The following is a 20239-nucleotide window of genomic DNA, read 5'->3' as shown; positions in this document are numbered from 1 at the left end:
TCTATTCCTCCGCCGCTTTGATGCCCGTTTGAGTAAAAATGATCTTTCTGTTCTTATACAGATTGCCCGTTGTCATTTTGAAGGTCTTTTTGCTCATTCCAAAGAAGGAATAAATTTCTTCAGGGCTCGATTTATCATTATAAGGCAGGTAACCATTGTTCTCGTGCAACAGCCGCATTACCTTACCGGCTTCATCCTCTACGCGTTGGTAACCTACCTTTCCTACAGCAACGTCTATTTTGTTATCTTCGCGAATGTTCTTGATATAACCTTTCAGCGAATCGCCCACCTGAATTTCCTGGAATATATCATTGAAATGCAATACGCCGGTGTGGCGGTTATTGATGATGACCACATACCCTATATCGGTTCGGCGGTAAACCAGCAGGTCAACCGGGTCCAGTTCTTTTACCGTTAACCGTTCATTGCTTAAAAACGGTTCTATTTTTTCAGAGGCAGCCACACGGCCGGTTTGTTCATCGAGGTAAATTTTTACGATATAATCCCCACCTACCCGCATTCCTTCCAGCTGTTTTGATTTGGGCACAAACAGGTCTTTCATCAGCCCCCAGTCCATAAAGGCCCCCAGCTTTGTAACCGATACCACTCTCAGCTTTACAATATCCCCTACAATACCAAAGGGCTGCTGGGTGGTGGCTATGAGCCGGTTTTCCGAATCGTGGTAAACAAATACTTTCAGGGTATCGCCTGGTTCAACACCGGGGGGAACAAACCGTTTTGGCAATAAGACCACATCCTTGCCCTCGCCCAGGTATAATCCGAAATCAAATGCCCGGGCCACCTGTAATGTATTGTATTCCCCAACTTTTATGCTGCTTATTGCCATGTACCTGTAGTATTTTTTTGCAAAGAACGTTAAAAAAAAATAAATGCGCTTGTAAACAAAAACGTTCCCCCGGTTAAACCAGGGGAACGCATAAGCAGCATTCTCAGATCATTGTTGAATGGCGATAGTTAGGGTTTTTCATCAAATGCAATAGAACGTTGGATCTACTTGCTAAAAATTGTTTCCAGCTTTTTATTCAATGTTTCGCCCCGTAAACCGGTAGCCACGATGGTGCCTGCAGGATCGATGAGAAAACTGGCGGGCACAGCCCTGATGCCATATAAAACAGCCACGGCATTGCTCCATCCTTTAAGGTCCGACACATGCGTCCAGGGAAGCGCATCCTTTTCAACGGCTTTCAGCCACAGCTCTTTATTACTATCGAGCGACACGCTGAGTATATCGAATCCCTTTTTATTATATAATTGGTATTGTTTCAGCAGATTGGGATTTTCGGCCCTGCAGGGACCGCACCAGCTGGCCCAGAATTCAACCAGTACATAGCGGCCCTTATAGGATGATAACTGAACGGGTTTACCTTCGGGTGTGTGCTGGGTAAAATCCTGCGCCGGCCTGCCTTCTTCTACCTTGCTTAGCAGGTCAATGCGCGCAGCAATTTCCTTTCCTACATTTGATCCTTTAATGGAGGCATCGAGCGTGTTGAACAAACTTATACTTTTGGCCAGTGTATTGGTGCTGGTGTAAGCGAGCAATTCCCTGGCGGCAATATAACTTGCGGGGTGATCTGTTACATATTGCAGGCGCGCTTTAAACTCCCAGTTATACTGACTATCGGCCTGCGCCTGTATTTGTTTTGCCGTTATGCTATCGCCTGACTGCTTTAGCTTGTATGCTTTTTCAAAAAGAGCAATGGTACTTTTCCGGTTGTCCATTAACCGTTGGTTGAATAATTCAAATTCCTGTACGGCGCCTTTTCCGGTCACTTTGGTATTGTAGAAGGAATCGGCGTCGCCCACCACCGTTACAGGCATATTTTCTATAAACAGATCGATGCGCACTTTAAATGTTTTTGAAAAGATCATGGCCGGAACTGGCTCGTCAACATGCCCTTTAAAAGTAAAGCTGCCGTTTTTTACCACAGCCGTATCCGTAGCGGATGCGCCAAGCGTTCCATAATTCAGGTATACCAGGCTATCGGTAAAATGAGCAATGTTGGCTTTGATCAGGAATTGGGACGCTTTTTTTTGCGATAAGGCGTAATTTGTTATTAACAGGAGAAGTGATGCACTCAGCAAGAAGTATCTCATGAATTTATATTTATTGAACGTTTTAATTTAGTTGCCTGCTTATTTTCTGACCACCACATCAACGGGTGATCCGGGAATGCTAACATACTTTTTCAGGATGTCGCCGAATTTACCGGTACTGATATCAAGCAGATACACAGCACCATCAACCCCGGCAATCAGGGTATTGCCATTATCGGTCACTTTTACCATAGTGACGGTTTTGCCGCCAAAATCGGTCACGAGTTGTTTTATTTCCTGGTTCAATGGGTTGTAGCGGTATACCTTGTCGCCTGAAGTAAAATAAAATATTTCGGCGGGTGTGCCGGCCCATTGGGTAGTGCCGGTGATCAGGGATGGCTGTGCAAATGCGCGTTTATACACGGGCGACAGTTCTACATACCCTTTAAAAGCGGCGCCGAATTTTAATTCATACAAAGTGCCATCGATAGCTTTACCAAAGGCAAAACAGTTGTTGTCGTTGATCTGCTGAAAATGCAGCAGATCGAGCTGAACGGCTTTAGGATCGAACTGGGTTATATCTGTTACCTGGTAGCCGGTGCCAATATAGGCGGCGCTGCCGAAATTGGTAAATGCCACAAACTGTTTGCGGTTGAGATCGTAACCCAGGAAATAAGGCATTACACTATTGAATGCTGCGCGCCTGTATAATTCATAATCACCGGCAGTAGCCAGGCCAAACATGCCATATACATCGCTGCCATAATAGGTTTGCGACGCCCCTACATACAATTTGCCATTAATAACACCTTGCAAAACACCGGTAGCCGAGCTTTCGAGGTAGCCGGGTTTGGCCACCGCGGGCGGATCAAAGAAATTATTGCGCAGGGTTTTTATTTGCAGCAGGGTATTTGTTGAAATTTGCACGCCGGCATCGTTTGTTTCGCTGCCGGTGATCCAGTAACCCAATGCAGGCGTTGGCGAAATATATTTATGGACCAGGTCGATTATCTGTTGCGGGCCACCGGGCAAATCGACGCCATGCAGGGCGCGGTAAATGCGGGGCATCACTGTGCTGTCGGGTTTTACAAAACTGAGCTGTGCCGTATTCCCCTCCCGGCTCAACACCAGGGTGCCGTTTGAAAATTGGGTTTTGCCTTCAATCTCAAATTCCCGGAAATACTTCATTCCGTTCGAGCTATCGGTGATCGTGAGGCGGGCAGCATACCTATCGGGCGGCAGACTGAATACCAGTTTCAATGCCGGGCCGGTAAATGTGGTATCGCGGAATTCCTTCGGGATCAATATCCGCCACGAATAGCCGAACCAGGCTTTGGCATCGGTGGTAGTCACCGTTGGTTTTACGATCAACGTATCGCCCAGGAACACATTGTACAATGAATCTACACCTGTTACCAGTGGTTCTTCAGGCAAATGATAGTCATAGTTGCCTTTATCTTTATAACAGGCCAGCTGTAGCAACCCACAGGCTGTAAGCACGGCCATTATTATTCGTTTCATTTGAATTACTTTAAGCTGTTAACCTAGATCACTTGTTTTCCATTTTCATCAATAAAATAATATTTACCGGTAGCGCCGTCTTTTTGCAAAAGGATCTTTTTATTGGGCGTACCTGAATAATAAAAATCGTAATTACCATCGGGCCTTGCCGTGAGTAGATAACCCTTATCGGGATTATTAGTAACCCAGGTAAAAGGAGCGTTCAGAAGGCTTTTCAGCTTATCAACAAAGTACAGGTTCTCCGGCGCGTCGAGCCCACTGGTTGAAAGGTCATCGGTAGTGGCTGCCAGTCTGAATAACTGGTGCTTCACCTGCGAATAGTAACCACCCAACCACATATCCCACCATTTGGGTTTTTCGAGTTTACCTGAAAATACCAGGCGGGCCGTGATCAATGAAGGGAACCCTGCGCCGAAATCATCTGTACTTACCATTTGAATGGTGAGCGAAAAGGAACGCCGCACCATTTGCGTATCGGTATTGTATAAGACCACTGGCATATTCTGCCAGCCATAACCGGCTGAGATTTTATATTGGTCTTTCAGCGGTTCGTAGTGAATGTTGGGCAGTGCAGTGGTAGCGGTGTCAACCACCTTTACCGCGTAATACCTGTCTTTATTGACCCGGTTGCCTGAAATACTAACAGGGACCCACACGGTATCTTTCAGCCTGTTTGGGTGATAGGCGAATGTGTACAGGATACTATCGCGCAGCCCCCAGGGATCAAGATCGAAATAAATATTGTCAGCTGAATGATAGGTGATCTGATCTGCTTTACGGCAGGCGGTCATTGCTACAACAACCGCCATTAAAATGATCATTCTTTTTTTCATAATCAATTGCGGTTGTTTAACGGTTCCCGAATTCGATTTCATTATCCGGCAGCGGCAATACAAATATCTTGTCAGATGGTGGTATGCTACTTCCCCGCTGGCCTGCAATGCTGGCATGTAGCCGTTTGTACATGTAAAAGATCTGTCCTTCGGCATAAAATTCCTTCCGGGCATCTTTTACCAGCTCTTTTATTAACTCATCTTTGTTGGCTACGGCAAGCGGTATACCCATGCCACGGTTATACCGTACCGTATTGAGCAATGCCAGCGCAGTTACCGGATCGGTATCGTAGAGGCATTCCGCCGCGATATAGAACATTTCACTGTAACGGATAGCAGGCGCCACCAGGTAATGCCGGTTCTTATCATTATCCCGCAGGTATTTCTGTAGTTCAAGCCGGTTGAAAGAAGAACTGCCGCTCACACCTTTAAACCATTGTTTGAATCGCACATCTTCGGCCCCTACCCCGCCGGTCTCATACAGGGTGTTGCCTGCGTTCTCTTCTATGAACAGGCTTTTCACTCCTGAGTTGAAGCGGGCGTCGAGGGTATCTTTCAGTGCCGGTATATACCAGGCAAACACCTGTTCTTTATAAAGTATCCGGTCTTTATTTTTTGGATCGGGATCAATGAAATCAGCAGTTGCAGTCCAGGGGAATTTTTTCGAAGCGATCACTTCCGCGGCGTTATTCAATGCATCGTTCTTTTTATCCATATACAAATTCACCCGGGCCAACTCGGCGCAAATGGCGTAATAGTTCATTCGATGCCGCCTGTTCTGCAGGAACAGGTTTTGCGATGATTCTTCTGTAGAAGGGACATCGGTATTGTAACCTGTTCTATAGCCTGCCGATACAATAGGATCAACCGGACGTATCAATTCTTTGGCTGCTGACAGATCGGTAATGATCTTTGAGAGTACTTCGGTCACTGTTAATAATTGGGCAACCTTGTTTGAAAAATCAGTAACATAGGGTACGGACTTAGCCGATGGATTGCTTTTGAACGAAGGCCCAAACAACCGCAGCAGGTCGAAATGTAAATAACCCCTGAGCGCCAATGCTTCGGCTTTGATCAATGCAAAGCGATCGGCCGGTAATATTTCTTTTTTGGCATCCAGATTATAGAGCAGCAGGTTGCAGTTGGCAATGGCATTGTACAATCCATTCCAGATAGCGTCTTTCCTGGCTATAAAAAAACCGTCTTTATAACTGTAATCTGCCGTTTGCTGATAACGCTGATAGTCTTCCCCGGTGAACGTATAATTCTGCGCAAGGGCTTCGGGCAAACCGCCGGTGAGCTCAAAGCCATACAATTCTTTTTGCGCGCAGCGGGTATAGATCCCGTTCAGGCTTTCTTCGAAACCTTCCGGGGTTTTAAACAGGTCTTCCTCCGACACCTGTGATACGGGCTTTACATCAAGCCATTTCCTGCACGACGAAAACGTCAGCAGCACGATCGCGAACAATATATATTTCTTCATATGCCCGATTTAAAAACTTGTTTGAATTGAAAAGGTAAAACTCCTGGCAAAGGGATATTCTATACCCCTTTCGATCTGCATCGATGACCAACGCCAGGGATTATTTACGGTTAGGGCCAGCACCAGGTTCCGCATACCCAGCTTGCTGTAAACAGGCTTATCGAAATTGTAGGAGAGATATACCGATTGCAGCTCCAGTACATTGTCTTTTTGCACGAACCGGTCCGAGGCAAAGGAAGTGCCCAGGTCTGCAATATTTTTATACAGGGCTTTATCACCTGGCTTTTTCCACCGGTCGTTCAATACCCGGCTATCGACGTTATATCGCGGATCGGCATTCTCTACCCGGTCGACAAGGGTTTGATTGTATTCCTTTCCACCAAAACGCGTGTAAAAAAGTGTATAGAGTAAAAAGCGTTTGTAAGAAACATTCGCTCCGAAATAGCCATAGGCGGCGGGTGTATTATCGCCAACCGGTACAATATCTTTTACATTCCAGGCATAGGTTCGGGAGCCATCATTTTTGATAAAGACCTCTTTTCCGTTCTCGGGATCAATGCCCAGCGAACGAACGGCATAAATGGTATTAAGCGATTCGCCTTCCCTGAAACGCAACAGCGGCTCTCCTTTGAAATCATCAGTGGTTTGCTGCTGGTCGGCTTTGTCGTTATATGCCTTCAGTGCGTTGGAGATCTTCAGGATCTTATTTTCATTGCGCACCATATTGGCGATCAGGGTCACCATCCAGTCACGGCTCTTGAACACGGTATACTTCAGGTTCAATTCCACGCCGGTATTTTTCATATCGCCCAGGTTTTCCTTGTATGCATTGAAACCGGTGGAAGGCGGTAGCATGATATCAGCCAGCAATCCGTGCGTGAGCTTCTGATAATATTTCATGCTGAGGAATAACCGGTCGTGAAAAAGGCCAAGGTCTATTCCTACATCATAGTTATCGGTCTTCTGCCATTGCAACGATTGATTGCCGTAGGTGTTAACAATGGCGCCTACGCCGGTTGAATACCAGTTCCCTGTATAATAATTATAAGTGGTTGTTGCCTGATAGGGCGGAAATGATACCGCGCCGGTCAATCCCGTGCTGGCCCGCAACTTCAGATTACTTACGATAGTGTTCTGTAAAAAATCTTCGTGGTGTACATTCCAGCCGATGCCAAACGCCCAGAATGGCGCCACCTTGTTTTCGGTACCGAATTTTGAGGAACCATCTTCCCGTATCGATAGATCGGCCATGTATTTATTCCGGTAAGAATAGTTTACCGATACAAAAGACCCGAACAATCTTTCCAACTGATAATCTGCGTGGGGGGCGCTGTTCAGGGCATAGCTGTTGGCAAAGGAGATGTTCGTAAACCGGTCGTTTGAAAAGCCAACCGCTTTCAGGTATTTATTATCACTGCTGGCAGTGCGCATATTTGCGCCTATTGCAAGGTTCACAAAATGATCGCCCAGCTGTTTATTATAATTCAACGTAAAATTGCCATCAACAACCGTTTCGTCGGTAGTGCTGTATTCATAGCTGCCTTTCTCTTTCAGCCGGCTGGGGTCGTAGTCATAGAATTCATTGCTCAGCGGTGACAGAAAAATGTCATCGTCGGTCTTGCGTTTTAAATAACTCACCAAACCGCGCAAGCGCCATTCACGGGTTATATTCCATTCGCCCGAAAACACCTCGTTCACTTCTATGTATTTGGTTTTATTGAAGTTGCTCAATGTGCCGTTGTACATAGGGTTCAGTACATTATTGGTCTTATATTGACTGGTATCGCTTCGTTTGGTATCGATGAGCCATTGGTCTACGGCCTGTAAAATATGACCATCCGCATCTGTTTTCGGATAGTATGGGTTCATGCGAACGTAATTAATGAAATTACCGTACGGCGATTCCGATCCATTCATCTGGGTAATGGTCAACACATTTCTAAACATGAACTTTTTGCTGGGTGCATAGGAAAGAAAAGAACCGAGGCTGTACCGGTTGCGACCCGATTTCTTCATGACACCGGGTTGCGTTTGATAACGCAGATCGAGGCCGTAACGGATAGAAGTGTTGCCACCTTCCACATACATCGAATGCTTTTGTCCGTAAGTTGATCTCAATGGCTGCGACAACCACCAGGTATTTACACCCGCCACCACATTGGCTTTCTTTTTATAATACAGTTCTTCCTGCTCGTCGGCCGAAAGACCGCCCACTGCTTTATACAAACCTGCCAGCCGCTCATACTCCAGTTTATCGGCCGCATTCAATACATGGTAATCGGTAAGATCAGGCGCCTGTACATTCAACTCGTAATTATAAGACAGCTGCAGCCTGCCTTCCTGCGGCGCTTTGGTGGTGATCACCAATACGCCGTTGGCAGCGCGTGAACCATATACGGCGGTAGCCGCCGCATCTTTCAGCAGGGTGATCGACTGAACCCGGTTAACATCCAGGTCAAAGACCTTTTCAACAGTTACCTCATAACCATCCAGAATAAAAGTGGGCAGGTTCACATTACCCGCCAGGTTGTTGCGTGTAAGCACATCGCCGGTACCTGTAGGCAATGAAGTAGAACCGCGTACATTCACTTTTGGGAGGGCATTGGGGTTTGAACCGAGTAAATTATTATCAGCCACTTTGAAAGAAGGATCAAATGCCTGTATGCTTGTAAGAAGATTTTGCGGATTGACGCGTTTGAGTTCTTCACCCGTTACTGTAACCGCATTGCCGGTAAAACTTTCCTTTTTGATCTGCTGGTAACCGGTTATCACCACATCGGTCATGGGGTCCTTGTTGGCTTTCAAAGCCAGCCGTACAGTTACAACAATACCCTCTTTGGCAATGACCTCTTTGCTTTCGTACCCCACATAACTTACGACCAGCACGGTTCCCGGTTTCGCCCTAATGGAGAAGATACCGGTTGCATAGGTGCTAACGCCGGTTTGGCCGCCTTTTATCACTACATTGGCGCCGTTCACCGGGCTGCCTGATCCATCATCGAGCACCTTGCCCCGGATCTCCACTTCTACAGGTGTGGTATCCTTTTGTATGGCAATACCTGGCAGCATCGCTACCCGCTCGTTTACCACAATGGTCTTGTTGACGATACTATAGGTAACGGGCTGTGAGGCAAAGCACTGATCGAGCACTTCTTTCAGTCCTTTGTTTTTGACGTCAATGTTTACCGGAAATGTTTTTTGCAACAGGCGGGTGTTATAAAAGAACACATAACCGGTTTGCTTCTTTATTTCCCGGAACAGTTTCGGCAACGAAATGTTCTCCCTGGTGATACTTACTGATTGCGGATATCCCGCTGCAGCTACCTGTAAGAAGCCCGCCAGCAAAAAAACAGCGGTTAACTTCATAACCAGAATAGTTTTGGCCTTTGCCCGTTGTGGTATGCGCACGACTTGGCAAAGAATGGTAAAAATCATACTTTTAAAATTGGGTAAACAAATAACAGTTTCGACGCTTTTACAGAGTTTGCCCATTTAGGCCGGTTGCGTTCCCGCGCTTCCGGCTTTCTTATGTACGGCAGTCAATAAACAGTTGATCAGGTTTTCATTGTGTTTTGGTTGCGTTTTAGTTAAAAATTAGTTTTGGTTGTTTAATTTTTCAAGGCAATACCGTTATTTTTTTCCCTTCTATTTTACAATGCACATTGCTTAGTTCCAGTATTTTAAATACTTCGTTAATACTACTGTTGCGGGGTATTTCCCCTTCGAATTTTTCCGCAGGCACTTTTCCTGCATAGGCTATTTCCACATCATACCATCTGGCAATCTCACGCATGACGCTTTGCACATCGGCATTATTGAATTGAAAACGGCCATTTTTCCAGGCTACTACCTGGTCAACATCTGGTGAATGGTCAATGGTCAATGGTAAATTTGCCGCTATTTCTGCCTGTTCCCCAGGTTTTAAAATTGCTGATTGTTCATTAGTTCCCGGCCGGGTAGGAACCGATTGTACTACCTTTACCGATCCTTCCAATAAAGTTGTTTTTATCGCTGCTTCATCATCGTACGCATTGATATTGAAATGTGTTCCCAATACCTCTATGCGCCCTCCCTTGATGATATCAACTATAAATGGGACCTTTTTCCCTGGTGTCAGACTCAAGGGCGCCACCTCCAAATAGGCTTCGCCCGTTAATTGAACCACTCTTTCCTTTCTACTGAAGCTGGATGGAAAACGCAGGGAAGAGACCGCGTTCAGCCATACTTTAGTACCATCTGGTAATACTACCTGATACTGGCCACCGCGCGGTGTACTGATGGTATTCCAGGCAATAACATCCTGATTGCCGTTGATTTTGGAGTGATACACCAGTTCTCCATCCTTCTTTTTAAAAACTATCGTTTTGCCCTGTTGCGCCAATGCGCCATTCGCAGCACTGTCGAGCACGATCGTTGACCCATCTGCCAGTGTAAGTACGGCCTTATTACCGCCAGGTTGCACTGGTTGTACAGCCGGTTCGTGGTTTGTTTTGACAGTAACATGTACAACCGTTTTATGATTGAACACAAAGTAACTGGTAGTTACCAGCAATACCAGGATACAGGCGGCGCTCCACCACATTATGCGACGGCGCCATATTGGTATTACGATAGCGGGTGGTTCTGCAGTGATCATTTCGTTTATCGCACGGTACATTCTTTCACCGGCAAGCTCTTCCTCAGCTTCAGGTAACGGGTTATATACATTACGACGCCGTTCATTATACCAACTCTCTACCCATTGTTTTTCATCATCGGTACAGGTGCCGAGGCAGTATCGTTGCAACAGGTCGCTGAATTGTTTAGCATCCATTGTCAATCATTCATTTTAGGTTAAGGTGGTTTTTAATACGGCAGGCATTCTGGTATAAGTCGGAAAAAAAAGAAAGTGGTGGTAGAGGCACCTTAACTTTTTTTTAAATTTTCTTTTTAAAAAAGCAGACCCCGCCGCAAGGCGAGGTCCTGAACGGGCAGATCATTATCCCGTTTACTATATTATGTTCCTGGTTTTGTTTTATAGAACCGGTTCCCGCAAAATGGTTTTCAATTTTTCAGGTGCTGTTCTCCTGAAATCAGACAGGTATATCTCATGATGCAGCCCATTCTTTTTCAGCTTGTTTACATCGGCAAATGCGGCGATCTGTTTCAGGGTTTCCGGTTCTGTTGAGAACGGCCCTACATGTAGCATTTGAATTGACTTACCTTCTGTCAGGGTAAACCAGGTTACCTCACCGGCCAGTTGAAGTCCCTTTTTAGCTCTAACTGTTGCTGCAGCTGTTTCTATATCATGCGCCATAACAAATTCAGGCATCCTGATCAGTAAACGGTATTCCCATTCATTCCGGGGCACCTCAGTCGCTGTTTCTATAGTTTTGCCAGGATACCTGTGTTCATTGTACCACCACAGCCCTTCCAGTTTTGAAACGGTAAAGTCACTATTCTGCGCTTTATACATGAACTTTATGGTATAGGCAATGGCATATAATGCTTCTATCCTGTTGGCAAACAATTGTTCCGAAGGATCACCTTTGCCCTGTATGGAAATAAAATGTGCTTTTTCAATGGTCACCAGCTCAGGTTTTGTTTTTGCGGTGAAATAGGACTTATACTTTTTGGTGAGATCGAGTTTATCCATTTGTTCCTGTTTTAATACTGCAAAGAAGTACCCATTGACTGACAACCCTATGTCAGTATGCCTGACAATAATTAATTCAGCGCACTAAGAGTTTCCCTTGTTTTAGCAAGGTTTAGCAACAAAGCCTTTGCCTCCTGACAACTATTATATGATTTTTATTGTAATTTCAACGCTTCTCATCACATGGAGATGCAGGTTTCTGACTTTGATCAACATACTGACAAATTTCTGCTACAACAGCTTACGCATAATGATAAAGCTGCATTTACCGCCATCTACCAACGTTACTGGAAATCATTGTTCCGCGAGGCCATGAATGTGCTGCGTTCCCAAAAAGAAGCAGAAGATTGTGTGCAGGAACTATTTGTTTCTTTATGGAACAGGCGGCAGCATCTCCCTGAGATCGCTGATCTGAAAGCGTATATGAAAACCGCCGTGCGTTATCGATGTATCGATCGCATCGAAAGGGAGATGATCCTCGGGGGGTATCTGGAAGATTTTACCAATTATATGGAGGTGCATCATAGTCTTCCCTCCGTGGAAGAAGAGCTCTATGCCCGCGAACTGGCAGCGAATATCGATCAACTGATGGATAAAATGCCTGGCAAAATGCGGGAAGTATTCCGCTTAAGCCGCCTGGAACAGCTTACCCACCGGGAAATTGCCGAGCGCTTACAAATTTCAGAAGAAACGGTAAAGAAACAGATCTATCTGGCATTGAAGATCCTTAAATCTCATTTGGGCGGGGCCTCCCTGGCCATCATCATTGCGGCCACTTTCATTTATAAATAGTATGGCTGAACGTTGATAAATAATTATCAGTTCTTAGGAAACAGGACCATTTGTTTAGATAAGCCCTCTTCCCTTTTGCAGTTTGCCCAAAAATGATCTTTTGACACATCATTTAACCATTAGCCGGCCGGTGGAAGGTCTTTTATTTTGTAGCGGGGTAATTTATACGAATAGAATGCCAATTGGCCTACCGCTTTCCCCTAACGGATTCCTTAATTTTTAAGTACTGGTTTCAATGGCTGCCGGGCAGCCAATACAACTGCGGCGCCCCGTTGTATTGTGCTTGCCATAGCCGCTGTTGATAGCATTGCTTATTCATTAATCATTAAAACCAACTTGCCAATGAACATTGTTACATCAAAACGCAGCCTGACTGCGTTACTCAGGATCGCCCTACTATGTGCGATTATTTTAACTGCAGGGTTAATGCCTGGTTGTAAAAAAACTTCTACTTCCACCGCCGAACGCAAGCCCAATGACCGGCCCATTCATACGGAGGCAAACCCAACCAGCGGCTGGACGCAAACATCTTACACCTATGGTATACAAACGCCCTGGAACCTTCCTCAATCTGACCGGTATAGTTATTCAAGTGGAGAACATCATTTCTGGATCTATTCCGATGATGAATGTCAATTTGAGGGCTGCACCACAGGGCCCCGGTCAGAATTGCGCATGAATAACGATTACACTTCAGGAAGGCATCAGTTCGAAGGCGATGTATATATAGTTTCAGGTTCGGCCGGAACCGACATTATGCAGGTTTTCGGGGGCGCTACCAATGCAACGGCCATTATGCTTAAAATTCATTCCGCCAGCGGTGGCACCATAAAACGCTACGATAATGAAACCCTGATGACCAGCGCCTATAATAAATGGATACATGTGAATGTGCAGCATGATGCCGATAACGGGAAGATCTATGTTTATTTGAACAGTACGTTGAAAGGAACTTTTGCTGATCGCGGTAACGCCACCCATTATTTCAAATGCGGCGTATATAATATCAGCGGTTCCCGGTCAGAAACCCGCTGGAAAAATATAAAGTACTGGAAAAACGGCCCGGTTGGCCAGTAACCGGCACCGTTGTAGTAATTAATGGCGCCTGAAAATAAGGCATTCTTTTCCAAACGACGTTCCGGAATCCCGGGCGTCGTTTTATAAGACTTCGCTCAGGGCGCATTTACAGCATTCCGAAAACCACTACCGCTTCCCCATTCGTGAGGGTCTTTGAGGCGCCGGCGCTGTTGTATAGCTTACAGTTAAATTGCACTTTTACTTTTACATTATAATCGCCCCCGATATCAGTAAAGTCCTGTGCGCTGATGATCTTGAAGGTGGCGCTGGTTTGGTCTGTCTTATCTCTGGAATCCCAAACTTCCCCTTTGGTATCGGTCCAGTAGATCCTTATCCCATTGTCAACCTGATCATTGCTTAAGGCAGAATAAGCATAATCGCCGGCTGCAAAAAAGGCTTTGAACTGGGCCTGTGTAGCGGTTGTATAATGATGCATAAAAGCCCTGTCAATCCCAAACTCGGTTTTACCGGCAGGCAATGGTGGGTTTGTATAGTTGATACCGGCGCCAAAGGCAACATCATCAACACCACCCAAACCCCGGCCAGGCTCATAATCATTAGTTGAAGTAACACCCTGCGAGTAATTTACGCCGTCGATGGTTGCTTTATAATAATATTCACTGGTGGTACCGCCACTACCGGCGGCAGCTACAGTTACGGAGAATAAACAGGCAGCACTTCCAAAATTGAGTTTGAAATTTGAATTGCCGGCAGTCACCGGGGTACCACCAGCCTGCAGGGTAATGACCTGGTTACCTGTTGCGGTGAAATTCCCTGCCCCGGCAAACACAAAACCATTCACCAGGGAAGTTGTATACGTCCAGTCACCCGTTTTGGTAACATTTACTGTAACAGTGAGTATAGCGTCGGATCCAAGGGCAGTGCCTGCCTCAAAGTTGCCCGAAACAACCGCATCGGAACAGTTGGAGCCCGATGGCACCAGGGAAAACTGGGCCGAACCGCTGGAAGTACCACCCCCACCGCCCGTGCCGCCTGAGCCCAGGGTATCTTTAGACAATTCTTTCTGGCATCCAATATTTGCCAACAACAGCAAAAAAACGAAGAAACGGGTCAGTGATAATGACTTATTGATTAATGGGGTGTTCATATATGGGTTATTGTTTGGGGAGGTTATTGACGGTCGGTACAAAGATAACGAATGCCATATCAATGGTAATGGATATACCCCAATTACCCGATTATAGGAAGCTTTTATTGCTCAGGATAAGTAGGCCTTTTTGCCGGTATTGGATGCAGCCCTGGTGGGCTGGCTGGCAAAAAATACCGCCGATGCTGCCGCAGCTTTCAAAATAAATGAACTTGCAGATTACCGTTACTATAGCTGGCAAATCGTTTTATCACTTTTCTGTTATTACTGTTATTCATGCAGCTGAATACTACCAGTAAATTACATACGCAATTTTTTAATATAATTTATACTGCCAAACAAACTAATTTTGCCATTCCCCTCCCGCAAAAAATCCTTCCTATTAAAATTCACCAGGGTAATGTGCCAGCGATAATGTACCTGTTCAGTATAATTGTATCTAATTAAACTTTACCTTAAATAACCTGCTATGAAACTATCAAACGATGACCTGCATAAAATTGCCCAGGTAAAAACTATTTTAGAGAACGAGTACAGGAATACAAACACCCATTCGAATTTGGCCCGGCGGGTACGAACCAATGAAAGCAAACTGCGTAAAGGCTTTAAGTATGTAAATAATAAAACAATTTATGAGTACCTTATTGGCGTTCGTATAGAAAAGGCAAAAGAAATGCTTGAAACAACCGATGAGCCGGTAAAGGCCATTGCTATAAAAGTGGGGTGTGATGTAAGTAACCTCGTAAAGCAGTTTAAAAAAACAACCGGTATGGCGCCATTACAATGGCGAAAAATGCATACACCCGACAGCACACATACCTTTATGCTGGAATGAAGAAAAACCGGATTCGCCATGAATTTTACCGGATTCGCCAATTTCAGATACGTAACTTGCACATGATCGTTATAAAACCAGGTACATTTTCTTACATTTTTGCATTGTTATAAACCACTGGCACCTGTAAAAGCCTTCTTTCCGGGAAAGTGCAATACATAAAAACCATTTATTAGTTTTTGATAAATACCGCCTGGCCTTATTGGGGCCTGGCATGTAAACCTTTTGTATGAAAAAAGAAACGTTAGGTAGCAGCTACTTGACCCAGGGAGCTTTTTTCCAAAAACCGATCGCAATCTCCTGGTTAAGAAAAAACACTGTCATTGAAATTATTTGTTCCCTGCTGATCTTGCTGTTTATATATGCGGCATTGAGCAAAGTATCTGACTATGACCGGTTCACCGTTCAATTAAGCAAATCGCCCTATGTCACGGCCTACGCTAATCTCATTGCCTGGGCCATTCCTGCAATAGAAATTCTGATCTCTTTTTTATTGGTTATAAAAAAGACGCGGCTCATCGCGCTGTATGCATCTTTTTTCCTGATGAGCTTATTCACGGTTTATTTGATAACCATGTTGAATTTCAGCTATTATATTCCCTGTTCCTGTGGCGGGGTGCTGGAAAATTTATCGTGGCATCAACATGTTGTATTCAATGTTTTCTTCGTAGCCATTTCAGCTGCAGGCGTCCTTATGCAGCATAAAAATATTTACGCGTAATTAGGGGATACCGAAAACCTAAAAAAGAGTAGGTATAAACAAAACTAAAATTTACTGTTTTACAAAAAACAGACTGAATTATGAAAAAAGTAAGAATCTCATTAGCCGCTTTAACGCTCGTTTTGGCAATTACAGGAACAACAATGGCCAACAAGGTGCAAAAAACCTTTGATCTATGCAGCAAGGTAGATCCCAAAGGCCTGGTATGCACAGGTGGCGATACTTATTGTTGTACAGATGATGCCGGTAATCCTGTATTTTTCACTCCTGTTACTAAATAAAATGCTTTCTAACCACCGGCAATCAGCCGGTGGTTAGATTTTTTATTCATTACCTTTTATTATGAACAATAAGAAGCCAGTCCTGACCTTAATTACATTATTTCTGGCAGCATTTGGTATTATAACCTTGCTGGCATTCCTTGCAAAAAACACGAATGAAAAAAAGAATGGTTTTAAAAGACGAATGCTCACCGGCACCTTAAAAATTCGGAAACTGGTTACCCTGCCTGTATCTGTCAGTAGAATAATTGGCTTACAACCCGACGCCATCTATTTTCAGGATAATACACCCTACGCAGTTCACCGCACAAACGCTGACCTCGACTCCCTTAAAACGCTCACTATACCCATCCCCCCTTATGTAAAAGCAAATTCAAGCATTCGAATGTTCGTTCGCGGCCGGCATCTTTATATTGCATGCCGTAACCTGCCTGGCATCCTCGACTATAATTTAGACTCGGGCAATGTTGACAGGTATGGTCTTGAAAAATTCTTTGGAAAAGAAACAAATTTCGCAAAAGATCAATTTATTTTAAAAACAATTGAACCGAAAACGAATGATGCGATCTTTGTGAAAATCGATTTAAAAAGCAAGTATCCAGCCATTGAAGATCACTTTACAGAAAGGAATAAACAGAATGCTTTCGCCACCGATGGCATGCTGTATTATGATTCAACCACCCATCTGGCATGTTATACCTATTTTTATCAAAACGGGTTTATTTGCATGGATACTAACCTCAATTTAAAACTTACGGCCCGCACAATCGATACGCTTACTAAAAGAGAAATAAAGGTAGCCCATGTAGGATCATCGTATACCATGAAGCAGCCCCCCCAATTCGTGAATAACCTGGGCGCTGTAGCTGCCGGCAAGCTATTTTTGGAATCAATGTTACAAGCCGACAATGAATATTCATTGGATTTCACAGAAAATGCCGTGATTGATGTATATAACTTAATTAACGGCTCGTATAAAGGCAGCTTCTATATTCCACCGTATCAGGGGAAAAAACCGCATCAGTTCCATGTAATTAATAAAACCCTGTATGCAATTTATAGCAACACTGTCATTCTGTATGACCTGGGCTTTATTCAGGATCTTTGATGACCAGCATTTGTACCTGCCGGTCTTCCCAATGAAGATGTAAGCCAAATTTTTTCAGCGCTTCCATTACCGAATCAACATCATTCATCTCTGCCTGTAAAGCAATATCAATATTGCCGGTTATGCCGGTTTCATCAAAGATAATTTTATCAGGTATGTAATGCTGGATCATTCCCGCAAACTGAGCAAAAGGATAGTTGGTCACGGTAATGCCACCTGTACTGAATATAACCTTAGGGATTACAGTTTTGCTTGCCCAAAAATGAAAGTCCTTGTCTGCAGTCAGTACCAAACATTTTTGAGTACGCAATTCCTGAAATGCATTATACCCAAACATTTTTTTTAACTCGCCCTGCATTATTTTCAGGATATCTTTTTGCTTTTCTTTTGGCACCATCAGTTCATAACAAAACGTATTATCAATCCTCCATGCTTCAAAACTTTCGCTTTTAGGGCAGCTGAGCTTTTCCGGATGAGCCGATTCAATTACTGTTCTGTTATACTCTATAGAATTGGCCGTATCCCCAAAAGCTATGCGGTACAGCAGCGGGATCGACAAATTGGTCACTGAAACTTTTGTTCGCCCCCTGGTAAGTGGCGTATAGGTGCTTGTAAAACCACTTAAATATTTCGTCAATGATGAATTATACAGCACGCTACTGCTATCCATTTCGCTTGCTGTGGCAACAAGGCTTTTTTTATAATCCCTACGGACTTCTTTCACCATTTGCCGTAACTGCACAGGCTTACCCCTGATAAAATCACCAATATTTTGTTCTGTTATTTGTGACTGGTCTGTAATGGCTTTTATAAAGCCTTTCTCATCTATCCAAACATAGGTTGGAACTCCATTTAACTGGAAATACTTAACAAATTTCCGGTTTATGGCGCAAGGCAGGTACATCGGTTTATTGGCCTTTTGCCTTGTTTCATAAAACTGTTTTGCCTTTTGAAACCCATCTGTTGCCACCATCAGCACCTGCAGGCTATCCCCGAATTTCTTTTGCAATTGTTCCATTTTCGGAATAGCGTTAATGCATGGAATGCAAAACGTTCCCCAAAAATCAATTATAACAACCTTTCCCTTTAAGTCTGATAAAGCCAATTTTTCTTTGTTATAATTCAGCAGGGTATCAAATGAGAACTCAGGGCATAATTGGTTTATAAGAGATACTTCACTGTTAAGGGCCTGAGCTGATTGTGACCATCCCTCGTTTACAAATAATACAAATCCTATTATCGAAAGTATTTTTTTCATATTAATGAATTTACGTTTACCGTCAAGCAAAAAGCTGGCATAAAATAGGGCACGGACCGTGAACGGTCCGTGCGTTGCTCTGTATCAATGTATCAATGCACGATAGCGAAAAACTATCTTTCGTTTTGGTTCATACCTGTAAGGGAAATAACATCTGGTGGAATAGGCAATACGTATTTTGGATCATTGGGCGGTAAAGTATACAGCTGACCTTTTACCGTTCGGGTCAACGTTATATTAGCCCCTTCACTGTTCAGCCTCCTCAAATCGAGCCACCTTAAACCGCGGAACGGCGTTTCCTTTCTTCTTTCCTGCAATACCAGTTTCAACGCATCACCTGAGTTGGCGGCGGTGAAAGGAACAAAGAACCCGGTCTTCATTCGTTTACTCATTACTGCATTCAGATCGTCCATGGCAGCGGTGATATTTCCCGTGCGGGCATAACATTCCGCTCTTGTGAGATATACTTCATCTGTAGCAATACCACCAAAAGTTCTACTGTTCTGAATTAAGGCACCGCCAGTGTAAGTGCCATTGAAATATAACTGGCCGGCCGTGTTAGCCCTATACAGGATCTTCTTTCTCAGATCATTGAGATCATAACCATTGTAAAGGTTTGAATCAACAATATGTGTACCAGGCAAGAAAGCCGCATTCTCCATTGTTGTCATAAAAATAACTTCCCTGTTTAATGCCGGAATGGGAAAAGTGGCATTGGCATTAAGCGTATTATAATCCAATAACGAATCATACAATTTCAAACAGAGATCGGCATATTTCAACCCGTTTACATAATCCTGTTTTACCAGATAAAATCTTGACAACAGCGCATAAGCAGCCGGTTTTGATGGCCGTGTCTTGTACAATGGGATCACCGGCAAATAATCCACACTACCCTGCAAATCGCTCAGGATCTGGTCATAGGTTTGCTGCAGGCCCGACCGCACAGACGCGTCATTAGGGTTTGCATTCAGACGAAGGGGAATACCGGCGCCATCAGTACCTGTTAAACTATACGGTTTTGAAAATAATTGCGACAAATTAAAAAATGCTTCTCCTCTGAAAAAGAGCGCGCTGCCTTTTACATTATTCCAGGCAGCCGCGTTATATCCCTGCTGCTCAACTTTATCAATTCCCTCCAGGGCAATATTTGCATAAAAAACCTGGCGGTACGACGTATTCCAATTGAATTGATCGGTAGTTATTTCGCTGTATATATCGCCGGCCCAAATATGTGCATTCCTGTTTATCGATACCCAGCTATCCCATAATGCATCGGTCAAATAATAGTTATCAGCACTGATCTCTCCCAATGAGGGGCGATTGTCATTCATAATAACCGCATTGTCTAACATAGCCTGGAAATCTTCAATAGAGGTTGGCACATCCAGCGATTTGTCCGATTTCACCTCGATCCAGTCCTTTTTACAGGAAAGCATAACCATGCTTGCTAAAACAAACCAAATAATTTTATAATTAAGCATGCGCGTATTTTTTATTGATTGTATAGGGAACAGGTTACAGCAAACAAT

The 20239-nt window shown here is 44.2% G+C and carries 17 protein-coding genes; 6 read left to right on the top strand and 11 right to left on the bottom strand.

The genetic code is table 11. The annotated features are described in order from the left end of the window. Position 1 precedes the first annotated feature (1 nt). From A3860_RS13910 to A3860_RS13875, 8 genes are all read right to left on the bottom strand, one after another. The gene (locus tag A3860_RS13910) at positions 2 to 847 is read right to left on the bottom strand and encodes a CvfB family protein (RefSeq protein ID WP_081147308.1); all 846 of its coding nucleotides are present in this window, start codon (positions 845 to 847) and stop codon (positions 2 to 4) included. A 164-nt stretch (positions 848 to 1011) separates the two neighbouring features. Continuing rightward, positions 1012 to 2115, bottom strand: a complete 1104-nt coding sequence (locus tag A3860_RS13905) for a TlpA disulfide reductase family protein (protein ID WP_081147307.1) — start codon at positions 2113 to 2115, stop codon at positions 1012 to 1014. 39 nt (positions 2116 to 2154) lie between these two features. Further along, on the bottom strand, positions 2155 to 3576 hold the full coding sequence (locus A3860_RS13900) for a PKD-like family lipoprotein (protein ID WP_081147306.1): 1422 nt from the start codon (positions 3574 to 3576) through the stop codon (positions 2155 to 2157). 23 nt (positions 3577 to 3599) lie between these two features. Next, the gene (locus tag A3860_RS13895) at positions 3600 to 4409 is read right to left on the bottom strand and encodes a DUF4843 domain-containing protein (RefSeq protein WP_158085242.1); all 810 of its coding nucleotides are present in this window, start codon (positions 4407 to 4409) and stop codon (positions 3600 to 3602) included. Between the two features lie 16 nt (positions 4410 to 4425). Then, positions 4426 to 5892, bottom strand: coding sequence for a RagB/SusD family nutrient uptake outer membrane protein (locus A3860_RS13890; RefSeq protein WP_081147304.1), 1467 nt, complete (start codon positions 5890 to 5892; stop codon positions 4426 to 4428). Between the two features lie 9 nt (positions 5893 to 5901). Beyond that, the gene (locus A3860_RS13885) at positions 5902 to 9258 is read right to left on the bottom strand and encodes a SusC/RagA family TonB-linked outer membrane protein (protein WP_173820215.1); all 3357 of its coding nucleotides are present in this window, start codon (positions 9256 to 9258) and stop codon (positions 5902 to 5904) included. Positions 9259 to 9508: 250 nt separating this feature from the next. Then, positions 9509 to 10705 (bottom strand): FecR family protein, encoded by a 1197-nt coding sequence (locus tag A3860_RS13880; protein ID WP_081147303.1) that lies wholly within the window; start codon positions 10703 to 10705, stop codon positions 9509 to 9511. Between the two features lie 201 nt (positions 10706 to 10906). After that, entirely contained in the window at positions 10907 to 11527 is a 621-nt protein-coding gene (locus A3860_RS13875) for a GyrI-like domain-containing protein (RefSeq protein WP_081147302.1), read from the bottom strand. A gap of 183 nt (positions 11528 to 11710) precedes the next feature. On the opposite strand from A3860_RS13875, the gene A3860_RS13870 reads away from it, so the two are divergent. Next, on the top strand, positions 11711 to 12319 hold the full coding sequence (locus A3860_RS13870) for an RNA polymerase sigma-70 factor (protein WP_081147301.1): 609 nt from the start codon (positions 11711 to 11713) through the stop codon (positions 12317 to 12319). 342 nt (positions 12320 to 12661) lie between these two features. Next, entirely contained in the window at positions 12662 to 13396 is a 735-nt protein-coding gene (locus A3860_RS13865) for a polysaccharide lyase family 7 protein (protein WP_081147300.1), read from the top strand. 106 nt (positions 13397 to 13502) lie between these two features. Here A3860_RS13865 and A3860_RS13860 read toward each other — a convergent pair whose 3' ends face one another. After that, positions 13503 to 14504, bottom strand: coding sequence for a hypothetical protein (locus A3860_RS13860; RefSeq protein WP_081147299.1), 1002 nt, complete (start codon positions 14502 to 14504; stop codon positions 13503 to 13505). A gap of 469 nt (positions 14505 to 14973) precedes the next feature. Here A3860_RS13860 and A3860_RS13855 point away from each other — a divergent pair, with 469 nt between their 5' ends. The 4 genes from A3860_RS13855 to A3860_RS13840 all read left to right on the top strand — a co-directional run bounded on the left by A3860_RS13855 (position 14974) and on the right by A3860_RS13840 (position 17449). Continuing rightward, complete coding sequence (locus A3860_RS13855; protein WP_081147298.1) at positions 14974 to 15339, top strand: helix-turn-helix domain-containing protein; 366 nt, start codon at positions 14974 to 14976, stop codon at positions 15337 to 15339. Between the two features lie 229 nt (positions 15340 to 15568). After that, positions 15569 to 16060: a MauE/DoxX family redox-associated membrane protein gene (locus tag A3860_RS13850; RefSeq protein ID WP_081147297.1), complete on the top strand. Its 492-nt coding sequence runs from the start codon at positions 15569 to 15571 to the stop codon at positions 16058 to 16060. 80 nt (positions 16061 to 16140) lie between these two features. Next, a complete protein-coding gene (locus A3860_RS13845) occupies positions 16141 to 16341 on the top strand; it encodes a hypothetical protein (RefSeq protein ID WP_081147296.1) in 201 nt (66 codons plus the stop codon). A gap of 61 nt (positions 16342 to 16402) precedes the next feature. Continuing rightward, on the top strand, positions 16403 to 17449 hold the full coding sequence (locus tag A3860_RS13840; RefSeq protein WP_081147295.1) for a hypothetical protein: 1047 nt from the start codon (positions 16403 to 16405) through the stop codon (positions 17447 to 17449). Here A3860_RS13840 and A3860_RS13835 read toward each other — a convergent pair. Both A3860_RS13835 and A3860_RS13830 read right to left on the bottom strand, forming a co-directional pair. After that, positions 17433 to 18707 (bottom strand): redoxin domain-containing protein, encoded by a 1275-nt coding sequence (locus tag A3860_RS13835; protein WP_081147294.1) that lies wholly within the window; start codon positions 18705 to 18707, stop codon positions 17433 to 17435. The genes A3860_RS13840 and A3860_RS13835 overlap by 17 nt on opposite strands. A 113-nt stretch (positions 18708 to 18820) precedes the next feature. Continuing rightward, on the bottom strand, positions 18821 to 20191 hold the full coding sequence (locus A3860_RS13830; protein WP_158085241.1) for a RagB/SusD family nutrient uptake outer membrane protein: 1371 nt from the start codon (positions 20189 to 20191) through the stop codon (positions 18821 to 18823). Positions 20192 to 20239: the final 48 nt, after the last annotated feature.

The sequence above is a fragment of the Niastella vici genome (genome assembly GCF_002077945.1).
In the GTDB taxonomy this organism is placed as follows: Bacteria; Bacteroidota; Bacteroidia; order Chitinophagales; family Chitinophagaceae; genus Niastella; species Niastella vici.
Note: the sequence above shows the minus strand (reverse complement) of the source record. Positions and strands in the feature narration are given on the sequence as shown.